Source organism: Rugamonas sp. GW822-FHT03B10, from assembly GCF_058801745.1.
Genome location: NZ_JBXANP010000009.1, coordinates 240,130 through 260,500 on the forward strand (window position 1 = coordinate 240,130; position 20,371 = coordinate 260,500).

Sequence of the window (20,371 nt, forward strand, 5' to 3'; positions counted from 1 at the left end):
AGGTCATGCTATTGCGCAAATTGCGCAATAGTATGACCTGACCCCGGTTTGGGCGTTGGCGCGGGGCCGGCGTTTAGCTCAGGTTTTCCAGGCGGATCTTGGTCACGCTGCCGAACACGCTGGCCAGGCCTTCCATCTTGGCGATGGCCGCCTCCACGTTCTTCTCCTGGGTCTGGTGGGTCAGGAAGATGATGTCGGTGCGGATCTCGCCCTCGGCCGGCTCCTTCTGCAGCATGGCGTCGATCGAGATGCCGGCGTCGGCCAGGATGCGGGTCAGGTCGGCCAGCACGCCGGGCTGGTCGGCCACGTTCATGCGCAGGTAGTAGCTGGTCGTGATCTCGGCCATCGGCAAAATCTCGATGTCGGTCATCTCGTTGGGCTGGAACGCCAGGTGCGGCACGCGGTGCTCGGGGTCGGCCGTGGCCAGGCGGGTGATGTCGACCAGGTCGGCGATCACGGCCGAGGCGGTCGGCTCGGCGCCGGCGCCCTTGCCGTAGTACAGCGTGGCGCCCACGGCGTCGCCCTGCACCAGCACGGCGTTCATGGCCCCTTCCACGTTGGCGATCAGGCGCTTGGACGGGATCAGGGTCGGGTGCACGCGCAGCTCCACGCCTTCCGTGCCGTTGACCTTGGCGCGCTTGGCGATGCCCAGCAGCTTGATGCGGTAGCCCAGTTGCTCGGCGTAGCGGATGTCGATGGCGTTGAGCTTGGAGATGCCCTCCACGTAGGCCTTGTCGAACTGCACCGGGATGCCGAACGCGATCGCGGCCAGGATGGTGGCCTTGTGCGCCGCGTCCACGCCTTCGATGTCGAAGGTCGGGTCGGCCTCGGCGTAACCGAGTTCCTGCGCCTGCTTGAGCACGGTGGCGAAGTCCAGGCCCTTGTCGCGCATCTCGGACAGAATGAAGTTGGTGGTGCCGTTGATGATGCCGGCCAGCCAGTCGATGCGGTTGGCCGTCAGGCCTTCGCGCAGCGCCTTGATGATGGGGATGCCGCCGGCCACGGCCGCCTCGAACGCCACCATCACGCCCTTGTCCTGGGCCGCCGCGAAGATCTCGTTGCCGTGCACGGCCAGCAGCGCCTTGTTGGCCGTGACCACGTGCTTGCCGTTGGCGATGGCCTGCAGCACCAGCGCCTTGGCCGTGTCGTAGCCGCCGATCAGCTCGACGACGATGTCGATCTCCGGATCGTTGACGATGTCGAACGGGTCGGCCACCACTTTGACCTGGCCGCCGGTGCGCTCCTTGGCCCGTTCCAGGTTGCGGGCCGAGACGGCCACCACTTCGATGCCGCGGCCGGCGCGGCGGCGGATTTCTTCCTGGTTGCGGCGCAACACGTTGAACGTTCCGGCGCCAACGTTGCCGATACCTAGCAAACCTACTTTGATGGGATTCATAACTACACTCGTTTCATTGCGGTGGATACGGGCGCCGCCCTGGCGGCGCCCCGTGGATGGGGGACGGCTCAGTAGCCGAGGCTGTGGCGCTTGCGGTAGTTTTCCATGAAGCGCGCGATGCGGCCGAACGCGTCCGTCATGTCGTCCGCGTTGGGCAGGAACACGATGCGGAAGTGGTCATGGTTGATCCAGTTGAAGCCGCTGCCCTGGACGATCAGCACCTTGGTCTCGGCCAGCAGCTCGTAGGCGAATTGCTGGTCGTCCACGATCGGGTAGACCTTAGGATCGAGGCGCGGGAACATGTACAGCGCCGCCTTCGGCTTGACGCAGGTGATGCCGGGGATGTCCGTCAGCAGCTTGTGGGCCAGGTCGCGCTGCTTGAGCAGGCGTCCGCCCGGCCCCACCAGGTCGTTGATGCTCTGGTAGCCGCCGAGCGCGGTCTGGATCGCGAACTGGCCCGGCGCGTTGGCGCACAGGCGCATCGAGGCCAGCATGTTGAGGCCCTCGATGTAGTCCTTGGCGTGGCTCTTCTCGCCCGACACCACCATCCAGCCGGAGCGGTAGCCGCACGAGCGGTAGTTCTTCGACAGGCCGTTGAAGGTCACGCACAGCACGTCGTCGGCCAGCGAGGCGATCGACACGTGCTGGGCTTCGTCGTACAACACCTTGTCGTAGATCTCGTCGGCGTAGATGATCAGCTGGTTCTGGCGCGCGATCTCGATGATCTCGCGCAGCAGCTCGACCGGGTACAGCGCACCGGTCGGATTGTTCGGGTTGATGATGACGATGGCGCGCGTGTTGGACGTGATCTTGTTGCGGATGTCGTCCAGGTCCGGATACCAGTCCTGCTGCTCGTCGCAGATGTAGTGCACCGGGGTGCCGCCCGACAGGCTGACGGCGGCCGTCCACAGCGGATAGTCGGGCGCCGGCACCAGCACCTCGTCGCCCGTGTTGAGCAGCGCGTTCATGGCCATCACGATCAGCTCGGAGGCGCCATTGCCGAGGTAAATGTCGTCGATGCCGACGCCGCGGATGTTCTTGCCCTGCGTGTAATGCATGATCGCCTTGCGCGGCGCGAACATGCCCTTGGAATCGGTGTAGCCGGCCGCGTTGGGCAGGTTGACGATCATGTCGCGCACGATCTCGTCGGGCGGATCGAAGCCGAACACGGCCAAGTTGCCGATATTCAACTTTATGATCTTGTGGCCTTCCTCCTCCATTTGCCGGGCTTTCTCCGGCACGGGCCCGCGGATCTCGTAGCACACTTCCGCAAGTTTGTTCGATTTATGAATCGGTCGCAAAATAAAATCCTGTGTTGGTGAGGCAAAACGACGCGGCCTGCCAAAATCCGGCCCTGGCCCATGCTGCAATGCGAAAAGACCCATTCTGCCGAAAGCCTCCCATTTAATCAACCTTTGCGGCGGGCAAGTCCGGGAAAAACGCTACAATGACGCTTCTTTTGCCGACCATTGACCGCAACGACTTGTCTTAACCGCTCGTCTTACACAGCCTATGAAGCTCCATCCCAGCAGCACCCAACAATACCAGACCGTCACCGGCTACGACGACACCGGCGTCGAAATCAACGCCCAGCGCTACAACTACAGCCTGCTCGTGCTGCCCGAGACGGCGCCGCGCGCGTGGGGCGCCGCCACCTTCGAGGAACTGACGGAAGCCCATTTCAACGAGATCCTGGAACTGGCGCCCGACGTCGTGATCCTCGGCACGGGCGCGCGCCAGCGCTTCATCCACCCCAAGCTGACGGCCGCGCTGACCATGCGCCGCATCGGCGTGGAATGCATGGACAACCAGGCCGCTTGCCGGACTTACAACATTCTGATGGGCGAAGGCCGCAAGGTCACGCTGGCCCTGGTGATGGGGGCGACCCTGGGCGCGGGTGAGCCGGCCTGATGAACAACGACCTGTACAACTCCAAAAAACTGCTGTGGTCGCTCGCGATCGTCTTCACCCTGGTCTGGCTGTACGTGCTCGGCTGGCGCACGCTGGTGCCGCCCGACGAGGGCCGCTACGCGGAAATGGCGCGCGAAATGCTCGCCTCCGGCGACTGGATCACCACCCGCCTGAACGGCATCAAGTACTTTGAGAAGCCGCCGCTGCAGACGTGGATGAACGCGCTGTCGTTCGCCGTGTTCGGCCTGGGCGAATGGCAGGCGCGCCTGTGGACGGGCCTGTGCGGCCTGGGCGGCGTGCTGCTGACCGGCTACACGGGCCACAAGGTGTTCGGCGCGCGCGCCGGCTTCTACGCCGCGCTGGCGCTGGGCGCCAGCCTGTTCTGGGTGGCCTCGGGCCAGATCGACTCGCTCGACATGAGCTTGTCGGGCATGATGACGATCGCCCTGTGCGCCCTGCTGCTGGCCCAGCGCGACGGCGCCACGCCGGCCGAGCAGCGCAACTGGATGCTGCTGTGCTGGGCGGGCATGGCGCTGGCCGTGCTGGCCAAGGGCCTGATCGGCCTGGTGCTGCCGGGCGCCGTGCTGGTGCTGTACACGGTCGCCGCGCGCGACTGGGCCATCTGGTCCCGGCTGCACCTGGGCAAGGGCCTGCTGCTGTTCTTCGCCGTGGCCACGCCGTGGTTCGTGCTGGTGGCGATCAGGAACCCGGAGCAGCCGCACTTCTTCTTCATCCACGAGCATTTCGAACGTTTTCTGCTCAAGACCCACCACCGCGAAGGCCCGTGGTACTACTTCTTCGTCATGCTGATCCCCGGCATCATGCCGTGGCTGGGCGTGCTGCCGCAAAGCCTGCTGGGCGCGCTGCGCCGCGACCGGATGGCCGCGTTCCAGCCGCGCCTGATGCTGCTGGTGTGGGCCGTGTTCATTTTCTTCTTCTTCAGCTATTCGAGCTCCAAGCTGCCCGGCTACATCCTGCCGATCTTCCCGGCGCTGGCCCTGCTGATCGCCGTCTACCTGGAGAACGCGTCGCGCCCCAACCGCGTGTTCGCCGCCGTGCTGCTGCTGGTGGTGGGCGTGGCCGGCATCGCGGCCGTGCCGCAGATCGCCCACCTCAAGGTCTACAGCCCGGCCGAGGTGAAGATGCTGGAAGCGTACCAGCCGTGGGTGCTGGCGGCCGCCATCATCGCCGCCGCCGGCGGCGCGCTGGCCCTGCTCCATGCGCGCCACCTGCGCCGCGACGCCAGCGTGCTGACGCTGGCCATCGCCGGCTTCCTGGCCACCCAGATGGTGCTGGCCGGCTTTGAACCGTATGGCCATATGCGGGCCGGCAAGGCGCTGACCCACCGCATCCAGGCCGAACTGAAGCCCGACACCAAGATCTATTCCGTCTCCACCTACGAGCAGTCGATGACGTTCTACCTGGGCCGCACCGTCACCCTGGTCGACTACTGGGATGAATTCACGTTCGGCCTGCAGCAGCAGCCGGAACTGTCGATCCCCACGGTGGACGCCTGGATCGCCATCTGGCAGCGCGACGCGGCCGCCGGCGTGAAGGACCTCGCCATCTTCGACGTCGAGGACTACCCGAAAATGCAGGCGCGCGGCATACCGATGCGCGTGGTGGCCGAAGACACGCGCCGCGTGGTCGTCGCCAACCTGTAACCTTATTGAATTTTTCACTACAATTTTAATGAACCTAGCAACCTTCAGTTTCATCGTCACGGGCGTGCTGCTCAACGCCCTGGCCCAGCTGCTGCTGAAAGCCGGCACCAAGTCCATCGGCGCCATCCACCTGACCATGGACAACTGGTTCTCGATCGGCCTCAAGGTGGCCACCCAGCTGCCCATCATCGGCGGCCTCACCTGCTACGTGCTGTCGGTGGTGCTGTGGATCATCGCCCTGTCGCGGGTCGACGTGTCGATCGCCTACCCCATGCTGTCGCTCGGCTACGTGGTGACGGCCATCGGCGCCTGGTACTTCTTCGGCGAGGCCGTGTCGCTGCAACGGATGGCGGCCATCGGCGTGATCCTGATCGGCGTGGCCCTGCTGGCGCGCAGCTGACTTTGCCGTCCAGCCAACAAAATGGCCGGTCGTCTGCAGAACCCATTAGAATATGCGCTGCCCCTGGGGGGCGGCGCGCCACGAGCGCCCGTCCAACCACAAGAACAAGTTGAAGAGAGTGACCACCGATATGAGCGCTGCCCCGCCCTTCCTGCCTTTTTCCAAACCCACCATTGACGAAGCCACCATCGCCGCCGTCGGCGAGGTGCTGCGTTCGGGCTGGATCACCAGCGGCCCGAAAGTGCAAGCCTTCGAAGCCAAGCTGTCCGAGTACTTCGGCGGCCGCCCCGTGCGCACCTTCAATTCCGGCACCTGCACCATGGAGATCGCGCTGCGCATCGCCGGCATCGGCCCCGGCGACGAGGTGATCACGACCTCGATCTCGTGGGTGGCCACGGCCAACGTCATCATCGAAGTGGGCGCCACCCCGGTGTTCGCCGACATCGACCCCGTGACCCGCAACATCGACCTCGACAAGCTGGAGGCGGCCATCACGCCGCGCACCAAGGCCATCATCCCGGTCTACCTGTCCGGCCTGCCCGTCGACATGGACCGCCTGTACGCGATCGCCGCCAAGCACAAGCTGCGCGTGGTGGAGGACGCGGCGCAGGCCTTCGGTTCCGAATGGAAGGGCAAGCGCATCGGATCGTTCGGCGACTTCGTCTCGTTCAGCTTCCAGGCCAACAAGAACATCACCACCGGCGAAGGCGGCTGCCTGGTCCTCAACAACGAGGACGAGGCGCGCCTGGCCGAGAAGTACCGCCTGCAGGGCGTGACCCGCAGCGGCGTGGACGGCATCGACGTCGACGTCCTGGGCGGCAAGTACAACATGAGCGACATCATGGCCGCCATCGGCCTGGGCCAGTTCGCCAACATCGAGGCCATCACGGCCCACCGCCGCGCGCTGGCGCGCCACTACTTCAGCTGCTTCGGCCCCGACTTCGAAGCGCAGTCGGGCGCCCAGCTGCCATTGCAGGCCTTCGACACCAGCAACTACCACCTGTTCCAGATCGTGCTGCCCGACCAGGGCCCGGACACGCGCGCCAACTTCATGCGCAAGATGGCCGAGTACAACATCGGCACCGGCTACCACTACGCGCCGATCCACCTGTTCACCATGTACCGCGCGCGCGGTTTCAAGGAAGGCATGTTCCCCGTGTCGGAAAAAGTGGGCCGCCTGACGGTCACGCTGCCCATGTTCTATGCCATGACCACGGCCGACGTCGAGCGCGCCGTCGCCGCCGTCAAGGCCATCCTGATTAAATAACGACCGCAATGACCGTACCAGCAATGAAACCAGAAATATCCGTCGTCATCCCGGTCTACAACGAGCAGGCCGGCTTGCAGACCCTGTTCGACCGCCTCTATCCCGCGCTCGACGCGCTGAAGACGAGCTACGAGATCGTGTTCGTCAACGACGGCAGCCGGGACAACTCGGTGTCCATCCTGGCCGAGCAGTTCCGCGCCCGGCCCGACGTCACGCGCGTGGTGCTGTTCAACGGCAACTACGGCCAGCACATGGCGATCCTGGCCGGCTTCGAGGCGGCCCGCGGCGAGATCATGATCACGCTCGACGCCGACCTGCAGAATCCGCCCGAGGAGATCCGCCACCTGGTGGCCAAGATGCGCGAAGGCTACGACTATGTCGGCTCGATCCGCCGCAAGCGCCAGGACTCGGCCTGGCGCACCTACGCCTCCAAGGCCATGAACCAGCTGCGCGAGCGCATCACCAACATCAAGATCACGGACCAGGGCAACATGCTGCGCGCCTACGGCCGCAACGTGATCGACCTGGTCAACCAGTGCGGCGAGGTGAACACCTTCGTGCCCGCGCTGGCCTACCGCTTCGCGCGCAAGCCGACGGAGATCATCGTCGAGCACGAGGAACGGGCGGCCGGCGAGTCGAAGTACTCGCTCTACAGCCTGATCCGCCTGAACTTCGACCTGGTGACCGGCTTCTCGCTGGTGCCGCTGCAGATGTTCTCCATGCTGGGCATGGGGCTGTCGATCGGCTCCGGCCTGCTGGTGCTGGTACTGCTGGTGCGCCGCCTGTTCCTGGGCGCGGAAGCGGAAGGCCTGTTCACGCTGTTCGCGATCGCGTTCTTCTTCATGGGCGTGATCCTGTTCGGCATCGGACTGCTGGGCGAATACGTGGGCCGCATCTTCCAGCAAGTGCGGGCCCGCCCGCGCTACGTGGTGCAGACCATCCTGCAGCAATCGCACGGCCAGCCGCCGCTCGACGCGGACGAGCTGGAGAAACGCTCGGTGGCGCGATGAGCGGCGCCATGCTGGAGCACCGCCCGCGCGCGGTGGTCTTCGCCTACCACAACGTCGGCGTGCGCTGCCTGAAGGTGCTGCTGGCCGGCGGCGTGGACGTGGCGCTGGTGGTCACCCACGAGGACAGCGAGAACGAGAACATCTGGTTCGACTCCGTGATCTCGGTGTGCCAGGACCAGGGCATCCCCTACATCACGCCGGCCGACGCCAGATCGCCCGAGCTGCTGGCGCGGGTGCAGGCGGCCCGGCCGGAGCTGATGTTCAGCTTCTACTACCGCCACATGCTGCCGGCCGAGCTGCTGGCCGTGGCGCCGGCCTACAACATGCACGGCTCGCTGCTGCCGCAGTTCCGCGGCCGCGCGCCCGTCAACTGGGCCGTGCTGCACGGCGCCGACGTGACCGGCGCCACCCTGCACGAGATGACGGTCAAGCCCGACGCCGGCGCCATCGTGGCCCAGATGGAAGTGCCGATCCTGCCCGACGACACGGCCTTCGAAGTGTTCGGCAAGGTCACCGTGGCGGCCGAGCAGGCGCTGTGGCGCGTGCTGCCCTCGCTGCTGGACGGCAGCGCGCCGCGCCTGCACAACGACCTGACCCAGGGCGGCTACTTCGGCGGCCGCAAGCCCGAGGATGGCCGCATCGACTGGAGCCAGCCGGCCCAGACGGTCTACAACCTGCACCGCGCCGTGGCGCCGCCGTACCCGGGCGCCTTCACCGACATCGCCGGCGTGCGCTATGTGGTGCAGCGGGCACGCCTGCGCCAGTCAAAGCATGAACATACTGACAATGTTGCCAGCGCAAGTTTGCGTCCGGGCTTGACAGTAGTGGATAATTGCATCTTTGGCGTGTGCGGCGATGGCCGCATGCTGGCGATTTCCGCCTTGACGGCCGACGGCGAACCCGTCACGGCCGCGCAGTTGCAGTCCCGCCTGGCCGCTGCCGCCAGCGAACAATGAACATTACCTAGAGAAGATCACATGAAAAAAGTCCTCATCCTCGGCGTCAACGGCTTCATCGGCCACCACCTGTCGAAGCGCATCCTGGAAACGACCGACTGGCACGTCTACGGCATGGACATGAGCACGGACCGCATCACCGACGTGCTGGAGAATGAAGCGTACAAGTCGCGCATGCACTTCTTCGAGGGCGACATCACGATCAACAAGGAATGGGTCGAGTACCACGTCAAGAAATGCGACGTGATCCTGCCGCTGGTGGCGATCGCCACGCCGTCGACCTACGTCAAGCAGCCGCTGCGCGTGTTCGAGCTGGACTTCGAGGCCAACCTGCCCATCGTCCGCTCGGCCGCCAAGTACGGCAAGCACCTGGTGTTCCCATCGACCTCGGAAGTGTACGGCATGTGCCACGACGAGGAATTCGATCCCGAGAACTCGGAACTGATCTGCGGCCCGATCAACAAGCCGCGCTGGATCTACTCGAACGCCAAGCAGCTGATGGACCGCGTGATCTGGGGCTACGGCATGGAAGGCCTGAACTTCACCCTGTTCCGTCCGTTCAACTGGATCGGCGCCGGCCTCGATTCGATCCACACGCCGAAAGAAGGCTCGTCGCGCGTGGTGACGCAGTTCTTCGGCCACATCGTGCGCGGCGAGAACATCTCGCTGGTCGACGGCGGCAACCAGAAGCGCGCCTTCACCGACATCGACGACGGCATCGACGCCCTGATGAAGATCATCGAGAACAAGGACGGCGCCGCCAGCGGCAAGATCTACAACATCGGCAACCCGGTCAACAACTACTCGATCCGCGACCTGGCCGGCATGATGCTGAAGCTGGCCGAGGAATACCCGGAGTACGCCACCGGCGCCAAGCAGGTCAAGATCGTGGAAACCACGTCCGGCGCCTACTACGGCGCGGGCTACCAGGACGTGCAGAACCGCGTGCCGAAGATCACCAACACCTGCGAAGAGCTGGGCTGGAAGCCGTCGACCACCATGGCCGACGCGCTGCGCAAGATCTTCGACGCCTACCGCAGCCAGGTGGCCGAAGCCCAGGCCCTGATGGATTGATGATTTGACCGGTCCCCTGCCCACCCAGCGCCGGCCGCTGCTGACGCTCAAGATCGACGTCGACACCTATCGCGGCACCCGCGAGGGTGTGCCCAACCTGGTGCGCATGCTGAGCGCGCACCAGGCCCACGCCACCTTCCTGTTCTCGCTCGGCCCCGACCACACGGGCTGGGCGCTGCGACGGGCGCTGCGGCCGGGCTTTTTCAGCAAGGTATCGCGCACCTCCGTGGTCGAGCACTACGGCCTCAAGACCCTGATGTACGGCACCCTGCTGCCGGGGCCGGACATCGGCAAGCAGTGCGCGGCCGAGCTGCGCGCCGTGCGCGACGCCGGCTTCGAATGCGGCATCCACACCTGGGACCACGTGCTGTGGCAGGACAACGTGGCCAAGCGCCACGCCGCCTGGACCGTGGCCATGATGCGCAAGGCCGCATCGCGCTACGCGACCGTGTTCGGCGCACCGCCGCACACGCACGGCGCGGCCGGCTGGCAGATGAACGGCGCCGCCTTCGTCGAGCACGACACGGCCGGCTACCGCTACGCGTCCGACCAGCGCTGCGTGCTCAACGAGAACGGCACGCTGGCCAACCCGGCCGACGGCCCGCACCGGCTGGCCGTGGACGGCAAGGTGCTCGATTGCCTCCAGCTGCCCACCACCCTGCCCACGCTGGACGAACTGCTGGGACGCGAGATCGACGGCACCATGATCACGACGGCCAACATCGCCGCCTTCCTGCTCCAGCTGACGGCCGGCGCCACGCGCGACCATGTGTACACCCTGCACGCCGAGCTTGAAGGCCAGAAACTCGCCCCCATCTTCGAGCAGTTATTGGCCGGATGGCGGGCCCAGGGTTATCAACTGGCGTCCATGGCCGACCACTACGGGCGGATCAAGGATGACGTGCTGCCCGTGTGCCCCATGACGTGGGGCGAATTGCCGGGACGTTCGGGCCAGCTGATGGTGCAAGGCGCCGCCCGCTCGTTTTAGCAGTCCCCGTTGCTGAAGTTCACCGTTCAGGAGAGAACCTGTGGCTGATCGCCAAACCGTAGCACCCATCGCCGACTTTTCCGCCGCCATGACGGGCGGCCAGACGTTCCAGCTGGCCGGCCGTCCGGCCCGCTACACGGTGCTGTACTTCTACCCCAAGGACAACACGCCCGGCTGCACCACCGAGAGCATGGCCTTCCGCGACCTGTACGAACAGTTCCAGGCGGCCGGCACCGAGATCTACGGCATCAGCCGCGACTCGCTGCGCTCGCATGAAGGCTTCAAGGCCAAGCTGGGCCTGCCGTTCGAGCTGATCTCGGACCCCGAGGAAGCGCTGTGCCAGCAGTTCGGCGTGATGAAGCTGAAGCAGATGTATGGCAAGACCGTGCGCGGCATCGAGCGCAGCACGTTTGTCATTGACGCTCATGGGCAATTGGTGAAAGAATGGAGAGGCGTGAAGGTAGCAGGTCACGTCGATGAAGTGCTGGAATTCGTGGCGCGTCAGGGTTGATCGCACGCGTGGCGAACGTCCAGTTTGCTCAACCGTAGCTCGTCCATGCGCACCCAGCCATTTTGAGTCAGCACTGTACCAACCCTCGCCCTACATGGTGGCCAACCGGCCACCACGCGGTATCCTACCCGGGCCGATCGCGTGCCCGTCGGCAGTCCTGTAACCCTGTTTCCCCCGCATCCACCCCATTCGGCCGCCGCGCTCGCGCCAGGCTCGCCCATGGACGGATTCCTCCAGAATTTTTTTGATCGAGATCCTGATGCCACTGCCAAAAATTCCAAGTAAGCCAGCGACTTTACTGCTGGCCAAAGATTATCCCAAGGCCAGCGGCGCCAACCCCACACCGGCCATCGCGGTCGAGGTAGCCGCGCCTGTGCCGGCACCGGCACCGAAGAAAGCGCCAGCCAAGGCCAAGGCCGCCCCAGTGAAGGCGGTGGCCGTGGCCAAGCCGGCGCCAGTGCCAGCGAAAGCGGCCGCGCCCAAGCCGGCAGCCAAGGCACCCGCCAAGGCCGCCATCCTGCAGGCCGCGCCGCCGCACGCGCCGGCTGGCGAGGCATCGCCCACGCCGTCGAAGGTCAAGGCCGCGCCGGCCGCGCGCGCCAAGGTCACGCCGATCACGGCCGAGGCGCCGCATCCGGCCAAGCACAAGCCGGTCGAGGTCGCGCTCAAGTCCTCCACCAGCCGCCACGCCGACCAGACCGGCCAGACCAAGCTGTTCGTGCTCGACACCAACGTGCTGATGCACGATCCATCGTCGCTGTTCCGCTTCGAGGAGCACGACGTCTACCTGCCGATGATGACGCTGGAGGAGCTCGACAACCACAAGAAGGGCATGACGGAAGTGGCCCGCAACGCGCGCCAGGTCTCGCGCACGCTCGACGCGCTGGTGTCGAACACGGACGACGACGCGATCGAGAAAGGCATCCCGCTGTCCAAGCTCGGCAACAAGGACGCCAAGGGCCGCCTGTACTTCCAGACCCGGCTGCAAAGCGCCGACCTGCCGGCCGGCCTGCCGGTGGGCAAGGCCGACAACCAGATCCTGGCCGTGGTCCGTTCGCTCGAAGGCGAGCAGGCCGGCCGTCCGGTGGTGCTGGTGTCCAAGGACATCAACATGCGCATCAAGGCGCGCGCGCTGGGCCTGCCGGCCGAGGACTACTTCAACGACCACGTGCTGGAAGACACCGACCTGCTGTACTCGGGCATCGTGCAACTGCCGGACGACTTCTGGAACAAGCACGGCAAGGACATGGAGTCGTGGCAGGAGAACAAGAACGGCCAGAGCGCCACGTTCTACCGCGTGACGGGCCCGTTCGTGCCGTCGATGCTGGTCAACCAGTTCATCTTCCTGGAGCCGAAGAATGGCGAGGCGCCGTTCTACGGCCAGGTCAAGCAGATCAACGGCAAGACGGCCGTGCTGCAGACGCTGCGCGACTTCAGCCACAACAAGAACAACGTGTGGGGCGTGACGGCGCGCAACCGCGAGCAGAACTTCGCCTTGAACCTGCTGATGAACCCCGAGTGCGACTTCGTCACGTTGCTGGGCCAGGCCGGCACCGGCAAGACCCTGCTGGCGCTGGCGGCGGGCCTGGCGCAGGTGCTGGAGACCAAGCTCTACAACGAGATCATCGTGACCCGCGTCACGGTGCCCGTGGGCGAGGACATCGGCTTCCTGCCCGGCACCGAGGAGGAGAAGATGTCGCCGTGGATGGGCGCCTTCGACGACAACCTCGAAGTGCTCAACAAGTCCGATTCCGACGGCGGCGAATGGGGCCGCGCGGCGACCCAGGACCTGATCCGTTCGCGCATCAAGATCAAGTCGCTCAACTTCATGCGCGGGCGCACCTTCGTCAACAAGTTCCTGATCATCGACGAGGCGCAGAACCTGACGCCCAAGCAGATCAAGACCCTGGTCACGCGCGCCGGTCCCGGCACCAAGATCCTGTGCCTCGGCAACATCGCCCAGATCGACACGCCGTACCTGACCGAAGGCTCGAGCGGCCTGACCTACGTGGTCGACCGCTTCAAGGGCTGGTCGCACAGCGGCCACGTGACGCTGGCGCGCGGCGAACGCTCGCGCCTGGCCGACCACGCCAGCGAAGTGCTGTAAGCGTTCCCGCCTCACCACAGCCCCGCCCGCAGCGATGCCGGCGGGGCTTTTTACTTGAGCACACAAGTATCGTGGCCGCTGCGGCGCACCAAAACAGGGCTGCGTGGACGCCCGGCCACGACGGCGCACGCGCTTGCGGCATCGCGTCGTAAATTGGCGGCCCCATGCACGAAATAGCTTGAAGCCTGACCTTGTCCGTGTAAAACTTAGTCGTGCAGCGCAACGTCAACAATGGCCGCCCACTTTCCACAGGACAAGCCGCTATGGACATCCCGATACTGATCCACATCGACAAGGAAAGTGTCTACGGCGTGACCGTGCCGGACCTGCCCGGCGTGCGCTCGTCCGGCGCCACCATCGACAAGGCCATGAGCAACGCCGCCAAGGCCATCTACGGCCACGTGGGCCAGCTGGTCGAACAGGGCAAGCCGTTCGAGATCAAGCCCTCGCCGGTGGAGAGGCTGTCGCGCGAACCCGATTACGCGGGCGGCATCTGGGCCCTGGTCAGCTTCGACCTGGCCCGGCTCGACGATCCGCCCGACGACGACTGACGCCGGCGCGCCCGGTCAGCGGTCCAGTTCCGGGTAGTGGCGGAAGATCCCATCCTCATTGAACGGCAGACGCCGCGCCGACTTCAGGTAGGCCGCGATGCGCGGCCGCGCGGCCACGGCGTCGCGCAGGGCCAGCAGCCGCGGCCACGCCGCCTGCTGGCGCGCCATGGCGTTGGGAAAGGCGTAGCGCAAGCCTTCGACCAGCTGGAACAGCGACAAATCCACATACGACAGCCGCGCGCCGACGGCATGGTTGCCGCGCGCGCGATTGCGTTCCAGCACGCCTTCGAAATAATCGAGGTACTTGGGCAGGCGCCGGGCCGTGAAGTCGGCCGCGCGCGTGCGGGCGGCCGACTTTTGCTGCTCGTAGTACAGGTTGGTCGACAGTGGATGGTGGCAGTCGTGCGCCTCGTTGACGATGTCGGCGATGGTCAGTTGCAGCTGGTTGGCCCACAACCGTCCCTGCTGCGCGCGCGGCGCCAGGCCGTGGCGGGCGCCGAGGAACAGCAGGATGTTGGCCGTCTGCCCGATCAGCAGCGCGCCGGCCCGCAGCACGGGCGGCGCGAACGACGGCTGCGCCTCCTGCGCCCCGTCCAGGCTGGCCAGCATGGCCGGCATGCCGCGCTCGCCGCGCCGGCGCGCCACGTCAACGTAGGCCACGCCGGCCTCCTCCAGCGCCAGTCGCACGAACTCGCCCCGGCCCTGGAGGCCGGGCCAGTAGTACAGCTGGTAGGGAGCGGGCGCGTTCATCGGCCCATGTTAGCATTTTTTACACGAACCGGGCGCATCGGGCGCGCCGTCGCCGGCGCCGGTATAATGCTCCGGCCCCGTCCACTCAGCCATTCCGCGCCCCTATTCCGCCATGCCACCTGTTCCCCCGCTCGAGATTACCACCGTCCTGATGATCGCCGCCGCCGGTTTCTTCGCCGGCGTGCAGAATGCGCTGGCCGGCGGCGGCTCCTTCATCACCTTCCCGGCGCTGTTGCTGGCCGGCCTCAATCCGCTGGCCGCCAACATGACCTCCACCATCGCCATGTTCCCCAGCCAGACCACGTCGGCCGTGGCCGGCCGCAAGCTGACCGCCGACGTGGGCCCGCTCACGTTCCGCCAGATGTTCGCCATCAGCGTGGTGGGCGGCGTGGTCGGCGCGCTGCTGCTGCTCAACACACCGGCCTCGTTCTTCGCCCGCCTGGTGCCGTGGCTGGTGCTGTTCGCCACCTCGATGTTCGCCTGGGGCAGCTTCCGCCGCAAGCCGCTGCACGCGGCCGGCTCCGTGCCGCGCTGGGCGCTGGTGCTGGTGCAAAGCTGCATCGCCGTCTACGGCGGCTACTTCGGCGGCGGCATCGGCTTCCTGATGCTGGCCGCGCTCACCATCGCCGGCCAGCAGGTGCGCGCCGCCACGGCCACCAAGAACATGCTGGCCATGGCCATGAACGCGGCCGCGACCCTGATCTTCGCCACCTCGCACCTGATCAGCTGGCCGGCCGCGTTCGCCCTGTGCGCGGGCGGCATCGCCGGCGGCCTGTGCGGCGCCTGGCTGATCCACCGCCTGCCCGAAAAAGTGATGCGCACCTTCGTCGTGCTGGTGGGCGCCACGCTCACCGTGTGGATGTTCATGCGTTAAGAAATAAGCGACGGAAATAGACAGCGGGCGCCATGCCTGCTATGTTGCTGCGGTCGGCAAGCCGCTCGGGCATCCACGCCGCCACCCTGTCTTGCCGGAGGACGCCTTTGGACAGCCTTGCCGCGCCGCGCGCCGTGACCGCCTCCCGCTGGGGCGCCCCGCCCATGACCGCGCTGCTCGCGCTGCTCGGCTTCCTGCTGCCGCTGGTGCACCGGCCGCTGCTGCTCGATGGCGACACCTATTGGCACCTGGCGGCCGGCCAGTGGATGCTGGCGCACGCCAGCGTGCCGCATGCCGATCCGTTCTCGGCCACCGTGCCCGGCATCCCGTGGGTGGCCCACGAGTGGTTGTCGGAAGTGCTGATGGCGCTCGCCTACCAGGCCAACGGCTGGGGCGGCCTGCAACTGCTGTGCGGCGCGGCACTGGCGCTGACGCTGGCCGTGCTCGCGCGCTACCTGGCGCGCTGGCAGGATCAGCCGGCGCTGCTGGTGAGCTGCGTGATCGCGGGCGCCTCGGTACTGCCCAGCCTGTTCGCGCGTCCGCACCTGCTGGCGCTGGCGCCGCTAACCGCCTGGTGCGTGGCCCTGCTGCGCGCGCGCGAACGGGAGCGCGCGCCGGGCTGGCCCTGGCTGGCCTTGATGACGCTGTGGGCCAATCTGCATGGCAGCTTCGTGCTCGGCCTGGCGCTGGCCGGCGTGCTCGCGCTCGAAGCCGTGCACGCCGCCCCGGCGCCCCGGCGGCGCGCCGTGGCGCTGCGCTGGGGCGCGTTCCTGGCCGGGGCCACCGTGGCCGCCATGGCCACGCCCTACGGCTGGCACGGCTTGCTGTATCCGCTGCAATTGATGCGGCTGGACCTGATCGCCTACATCGCGGAATGGCAGCCGCCCAATTTCCGCCATACGCAACCGTTGACGCTGGCGCTGATCGCGCTGCTGTACGTGGCGCTGACCCGTCCGCTGACCATCCCCCCGGCGCGCCTGTTCATCGTGCTCGCGCTGCTCCACATGGCGCTCAAGCACAGCCGCCATCAACTGGTGGCAGGCGTGGTGGGCGTGCTGGTGCTGGCCGCGCCGCTGGGACGCTCGCTCGGCTGCGCGCCGGCCGCCGGGCGCCCCGCCACCGCCACCGCCACCGCCGCCGCGTGGCGCTGGCGCGCGCTGGCGCTGGCCGTGGCGGCGCTGGCCGTGGTGTTGCGTCTGGCGCAACCCGTGGAACGCGGCGAGGACCCGGCCACGCCCGCCAAGGCGCTGCGCCAGGTGCCGCCGGCCCTGCTGTCGCAGCCCGTGTTCAACAGTTACGAACTGGGCGGCTACCTGATCTTCCGCCACGTGCGCCCGTTCGTCGACGGGCGCTCGGACATGTACGGCGATGCGTTCATGGCCGCCTACATGGCGCCGTTCAGTCCCGACCGTGCCGCGTTCGAACGGCTGGTGCAGCGTTATGGCGTGCGCTGGGCCCTGATCTCGGCCGACAGCACCCCGATCCTCTACCTGCTCGACACGCTGCCGGGCTGGCGCCGGTTGTACGGCGACCAGGTGGCCGTGGTCTACGTGCGCGCCGACTGAGCGCACGCTGCGGGCCGGCCCCGTCAGCGTTCGGCGATCAGGCAGTACTGGGCGCCGGCCGGACACCAGCGCAACCAGCGCTCGAGCGGCCGCAGCCTGCGCAGCGGGCCCGGGAAGAAGATGCGGAAGCGCCGCTCCAGCCGGCTGTAACCGGCGCGCCGGAACGTGGCCGCCAGCGCCGGCGCGGAGATGAGGCGGGCGTTGGCGTCGAACGGACAGGTGTTGACGGCCCGCACGGTGAGCGGATTCCACGGATTGTGCTCGAACACGAACAACTGGCCGCGCTCGGACAACAGCCGGCGCAAGCCGGCCAGCACGGCCCCATGCTCGGCCGGGTCGATGTGGTGCAGCACGCACGCGCACAGGATCACGTCGAACGAGGCGTCCGCGAACGGCAGCTGGCGGCCATCGAACAGCACGAACTCGGCCAGTCCCGGGAAGCGCGCCTCGCCCAACGCCAGGCTCTTGCCCGACACGTCCAGGCACGTCACGCGCGCGCCCGGCAAATGCTGGTGGAAGTAAGGCACGGAGTTGCCGATGCCGGCGCCGAAATCGAGGATGCGCAAGCCGGCGCCGGCCAGCCCGCGCGCCGCCACGGCGGCCGCGATGTCGGCCACCTTGTACTCGGCGAAGAAATCCGGCGATTCGCCCGACAACGCGATGTTGGCCGCGTGCTGGGCGCGGTATTCATCGGCGAAGCCGTCGAATTCGGATTCCGTCATGGGACTGCGATCATGCATCAACCCGCTCCCGTGCTGCGCCGCCGGGGAGGGGCAGCGCTCGATAGTCATGTTGGCCGGCCATCGGGCCGTACGCGATAGAGTATGCATGATAACCGGCCCGGCCGCCGCCGTGCCCGAAACAACAGGTTGCCGCTGGCCGCTGGACGCGCGCCGCGCCCCCCGCTAGACTAGGCCGGTTATTACAGAACCGGCAAGCATGCCAGGCAGGAACGCGTGTGAATGAGAACCTCCCGTCGCGCGCCGCGCGCGCCACCGACCACGACGCGCCCGCGCTGCGCACGCTGCTGCCGCTGGCCGTGGTGGGCGCGGGCCTGACCCTCCTATCGCACTGGCTGGCCGGTCCCCGCTCGGTCGGCGTGCTGACCTGGCCGCAAGTGCAGGTGGCCGCCTACTTCACCGGCTGCTACGCATTGCTGTTCAGCCTGCTGGCCGTGCTCGATTCGCTGCGCCGCATGCGCCAGTTCTCGGCGCCCGGCGGCGGCCGGGTCGACGTCGGCGCGCTGTGGCGCGCCGTGTTCCAGGCCGGACCGGCCGCCACCGGCTGCCTGCTGGTGTTCGGCGCCATCCTGTCCATCAGCGGCAACGCCAACCTGGTGCAGATCTACCGCAGCGCCGCCACCGTCTGGTACGACCCGGTGCTGTGGCAGCTGGAACAGCCGCTGTGGCGCGCCGTGCTGCGCTTCCACCTGGTGCCGCTGGCCTGGTGGGAAACCATCTATCACCTGATGTGGTTGTACGTGCTGCTGGTGCTGGCACTACTGGTCAAGACGCGCCGCACGCGCAGCGCCGCCACGCTGGCGATCGCCATCGTGCTGGCGTTCTATGGCACCACGGCCATCGCCCTGCGCTTCCCGGTGGCCGGGCCCGAATACTACCGGCCCGCCGCGTTCGTCCACCTGCGCGACACCCTCAGCGCCCAGCTGCAAGCTTATCTACTGGCCTACCAGGCCGGACGCGTGCCGCAGAACGGGTTGCTGTACGGCACCATGGCCATGCCCAGCCTGCACGTGGCCATGACGGCCATGGCCACCTGGTTCGCCGGCCGCCACTGGCCGCGCGCCCTGTGGTGCGCGGTGCCGCTGGCGCTGCTGATCTGGGCCTCGACCCTCATGCTGGCATGGCACTATGCGCTCGATGGCGTGGCGGCGCTGGCGCTGGCCGCGCTGTGCGTGCCGCTGGCGCGCACCTGCGTGCGCTGCGGCTGGCCGCGTCCGGCGCCCTGAGCGCCGCCCGCGGCGGCCGCACGGCCGTGCTTTAAATCACGCATGTGTGGCATCGCCGTTATTGATACAACAAAATTGATCCGGGAAGATGGACGCTTGCCGCGTCTGCCGTTAGACTAAACCAATTGTTACAAGACCAGCAAGAAAACTGGGCTGGAGCACTTGTGAGCGACAACATTCTAATTCCCGCACAGCAACCAAAGTACCCGACCGACTCCGCCATGGTCAACCGGATGCGGCTGGTGCTGGCCATGACTTGCCTGCTGACGCTGTTCATCGACCCGGCCGGCGTGGGCCGGATGAACGACTTCACCATCTTCGTGTTCGGCGGCTACCTGCTGCACAGCCTGGTGCTCAACCTGGTCGCCTCGCCGCGCCTGCGCCCGCACGTGGCCTACTGGCTCGACGTCGGCTGGTTCTACCTGATCGTGCTCGTCACCGGCGGCAGCAACAGTTTCTTCTTCCTGTTCTTCTTCTTCTCGATCCTGGCCGCCTCGTTCACGTTCGGCTTCGAGGCCGGCGCCCGCACCACACTGGTGTCGACCGCCCTGTTCGCCACCACGGCCATCACGGCCCAAACGGACGCGGCGCTGTCGCGCGTGCTGCTGCGCGCCACCTTCCTGCTCGCGCTCGGCTACATGATCGCGCACTGGGGCGGGCTGGTGGTGGCGCAGCAGCGGCGCCTGGCCCTGCTGCATGAAGTGACCCAGCAATCGAATCCGCGCTTCGGGGTCGACCAGACCATCGCCACCGTGCTGGAGAAAATCCGCCAGTTCTACGGCGCCAGCCGCTGCATCCTGCTGATGCGCGAAAACGGCGCCGAGCAATGGACCTTGCGCGCGGCCAGCGGCGCCGAGGCCGGGCGCACCATCGTGCCGACCCGCCTGAGCGCCGAGGCGGCCGCGCCGCTGCTGGCCTTCAGCACCGGGCGCATGGTGCTGCACACGCGCCCGCTCGACGGCCTGTTGCGGCGGCGCCCGCTGGCGCGCGAATTCCTGCCCAGCCGCCAGCGCTGGGTGCGCATGGCGCCCGAGGCGACCAGCGACCTGGCCGAACTGCTCGACGCGGGCGCCCTCGTCACCGTGCCGGTGCCGCTGCGCACGGGCGAGGGCCGGCTGATCGTGGTCACCGAACGCCACGAACTGAGCCGGCAAGAAGCGCAATTCCTGCTGCACATCGTCAGCCAGGTGTTCCCCGTGATCGAGAACATCGAACTGCTCGACCGCATCGCCTCCGACGCCTCCCAGCGCGAACGCGAGCGCATCGCGCGCGACCTGCACGACACCACGGTGCAGCCGTACATCGGCTCTATGCCGTTTCCAGTGGAAATTGACATCGGGTACCATGTCGGGTAACGCCATTTCATAGGTTCCAGAATCCT

19 protein-coding genes are annotated in these 20,371 nt (G+C 66.9%); 15 read left to right on the forward strand and 4 right to left on the reverse strand.

The genetic code is table 11. The annotated features are described in order from the left end of the window. Positions 1 to 73 precede the first annotated feature (73 nt). Positions 74 to 1,396, reverse strand: a complete 1,323-nt coding sequence (locus AC1RQG_RS16805) for a homoserine dehydrogenase (RefSeq protein ID WP_493133149.1) — start codon at positions 1,394 to 1,396, stop codon at positions 74 to 76. 68 nt (positions 1,397 to 1,464) lie between these two features. Next, positions 1,465 to 2,697 carry a pyridoxal phosphate-dependent aminotransferase gene (locus tag AC1RQG_RS16810; protein ID WP_493133150.1) on the reverse strand — a complete coding sequence of 411 codons (1,233 nt, stop codon included), beginning with the start codon at positions 2,695 to 2,697 and terminating at the stop codon, positions 1,465 to 1,467. Positions 2,698 to 2,908: 211 nt separating this feature from the next. Between AC1RQG_RS16810 and AC1RQG_RS16815 the strand changes: the two genes are divergently transcribed. The 11 genes from AC1RQG_RS16815 (at position 2,909) to AC1RQG_RS16865 (ending at position 13,835) form a co-directional block, all read left to right on the forward strand. Then, the gene (locus AC1RQG_RS16815; RefSeq protein WP_493133151.1) at positions 2,909 to 3,307 is read left to right on the forward strand and encodes an Mth938-like domain-containing protein; all 399 of its coding nucleotides are present in this window, start codon (positions 2,909 to 2,911) and stop codon (positions 3,305 to 3,307) included. Then, positions 3,307 to 4,971: a glycosyltransferase family 39 protein gene (locus AC1RQG_RS16820; protein ID WP_493133152.1), complete on the forward strand. Its 1,665-nt coding sequence runs from the start codon at positions 3,307 to 3,309 to the stop codon at positions 4,969 to 4,971. The genes AC1RQG_RS16815 and AC1RQG_RS16820 overlap by 1 nt, the downstream gene beginning before the upstream one ends. A gap of 28 nt (positions 4,972 to 4,999) precedes the next feature. Next, the gene (locus tag AC1RQG_RS16825; protein WP_493133153.1) at positions 5,000 to 5,371 is read left to right on the forward strand and encodes a DMT family transporter; all 372 of its coding nucleotides are present in this window, start codon (positions 5,000 to 5,002) and stop codon (positions 5,369 to 5,371) included. A gap of 130 nt (positions 5,372 to 5,501) precedes the next feature. Next, positions 5,502 to 6,638, forward strand: a complete 1,137-nt coding sequence (locus AC1RQG_RS16830; RefSeq protein ID WP_493133154.1) for a DegT/DnrJ/EryC1/StrS family aminotransferase — start codon at positions 5,502 to 5,504, stop codon at positions 6,636 to 6,638. A 23-nt stretch (positions 6,639 to 6,661) separates the two neighbouring features. Then, complete coding sequence (locus AC1RQG_RS16835; RefSeq protein ID WP_493133155.1) at positions 6,662 to 7,648, forward strand: glycosyltransferase; 987 nt, start codon at positions 6,662 to 6,664, stop codon at positions 7,646 to 7,648. Between the two features lie 8 nt (positions 7,649 to 7,656). Further along, positions 7,657 to 8,604 carry a formyltransferase gene (locus AC1RQG_RS16840; RefSeq protein WP_493133156.1) on the forward strand — a complete coding sequence of 316 codons (948 nt, stop codon included), beginning with the start codon at positions 7,657 to 7,659 and terminating at the stop codon, positions 8,602 to 8,604. A 21-nt stretch (positions 8,605 to 8,625) separates the two neighbouring features. After that, on the forward strand, positions 8,626 to 9,678 hold the full coding sequence (locus AC1RQG_RS16845) for a bifunctional UDP-4-keto-pentose/UDP-xylose synthase (RefSeq protein WP_493133157.1): 1,053 nt from the start codon (positions 8,626 to 8,628) through the stop codon (positions 9,676 to 9,678). 4 nt (positions 9,679 to 9,682) lie between these two features. Beyond that, entirely contained in the window at positions 9,683 to 10,666 is a 984-nt protein-coding gene (locus AC1RQG_RS16850) for a polysaccharide deacetylase family protein (protein ID WP_493133158.1), read from the forward strand. A 67-nt stretch (positions 10,667 to 10,733) separates the two neighbouring features. Further along, complete coding sequence (locus AC1RQG_RS16855; RefSeq protein ID WP_493133176.1) at positions 10,734 to 11,177, forward strand: peroxiredoxin; 444 nt, start codon at positions 10,734 to 10,736, stop codon at positions 11,175 to 11,177. 259 nt (positions 11,178 to 11,436) lie between these two features. Continuing rightward, positions 11,437 to 13,284: a PhoH family protein gene (locus AC1RQG_RS16860; RefSeq protein ID WP_493133159.1), complete on the forward strand. Its 1,848-nt coding sequence runs from the start codon at positions 11,437 to 11,439 to the stop codon at positions 13,282 to 13,284. Between the two features lie 263 nt (positions 13,285 to 13,547). After that, entirely contained in the window at positions 13,548 to 13,835 is a 288-nt protein-coding gene (locus AC1RQG_RS16865) for a type II toxin-antitoxin system HicB family antitoxin (RefSeq protein WP_493133160.1), read from the forward strand. A gap of 15 nt (positions 13,836 to 13,850) precedes the next feature. On the opposite strand, the gene AC1RQG_RS16870 is transcribed toward AC1RQG_RS16865, so the two are convergent. Further along, positions 13,851 to 14,585 carry a glutathione S-transferase gene (locus AC1RQG_RS16870; protein ID WP_493133161.1) on the reverse strand — a complete coding sequence of 245 codons (735 nt, stop codon included), beginning with the start codon at positions 14,583 to 14,585 and terminating at the stop codon, positions 13,851 to 13,853. Positions 14,586 to 14,697: 112 nt separating this feature from the next. On the opposite strand from AC1RQG_RS16870, the gene AC1RQG_RS16875 reads away from it, so the two are divergent. Together AC1RQG_RS16875 and AC1RQG_RS16880 are read left to right on the forward strand one after the other, a co-directional pair. Further along, a complete protein-coding gene (locus AC1RQG_RS16875) occupies positions 14,698 to 15,459 on the forward strand; it encodes a sulfite exporter TauE/SafE family protein (protein WP_493133162.1) in 762 nt (253 codons plus the stop codon). Positions 15,460 to 15,566: 107 nt separating this feature from the next. After that, positions 15,567 to 17,024: a hypothetical protein gene (locus AC1RQG_RS16880; protein ID WP_493133163.1), complete on the forward strand. Its 1,458-nt coding sequence runs from the start codon at positions 15,567 to 15,569 to the stop codon at positions 17,022 to 17,024. Positions 17,025 to 17,047: 23 nt separating this feature from the next. Here the strand turns inward: AC1RQG_RS16880 and AC1RQG_RS16885 are convergent, their stop codons facing one another. After that, the gene (locus AC1RQG_RS16885) at positions 17,048 to 17,746 is read right to left on the reverse strand and encodes a class I SAM-dependent methyltransferase (RefSeq protein ID WP_493133164.1); all 699 of its coding nucleotides are present in this window, start codon (positions 17,744 to 17,746) and stop codon (positions 17,048 to 17,050) included. Between the two features lie 236 nt (positions 17,747 to 17,982). Between AC1RQG_RS16885 and AC1RQG_RS16890 the strand changes: the two genes are divergently transcribed. Together AC1RQG_RS16890 and AC1RQG_RS16895 are read left to right on the forward strand one after the other, a co-directional pair. Continuing rightward, complete coding sequence (locus AC1RQG_RS16890; RefSeq protein WP_493133165.1) at positions 17,983 to 18,990, forward strand: phosphatase PAP2 family protein; 1,008 nt, start codon at positions 17,983 to 17,985, stop codon at positions 18,988 to 18,990. 164 nt (positions 18,991 to 19,154) lie between these two features. Beyond that, positions 19,155 to 20,345: a hypothetical protein gene (locus AC1RQG_RS16895; RefSeq protein WP_493133166.1), complete on the forward strand. Its 1,191-nt coding sequence runs from the start codon at positions 19,155 to 19,157 to the stop codon at positions 20,343 to 20,345. The last annotated feature ends 26 nt before the right edge of the window (positions 20,346 to 20,371 follow it).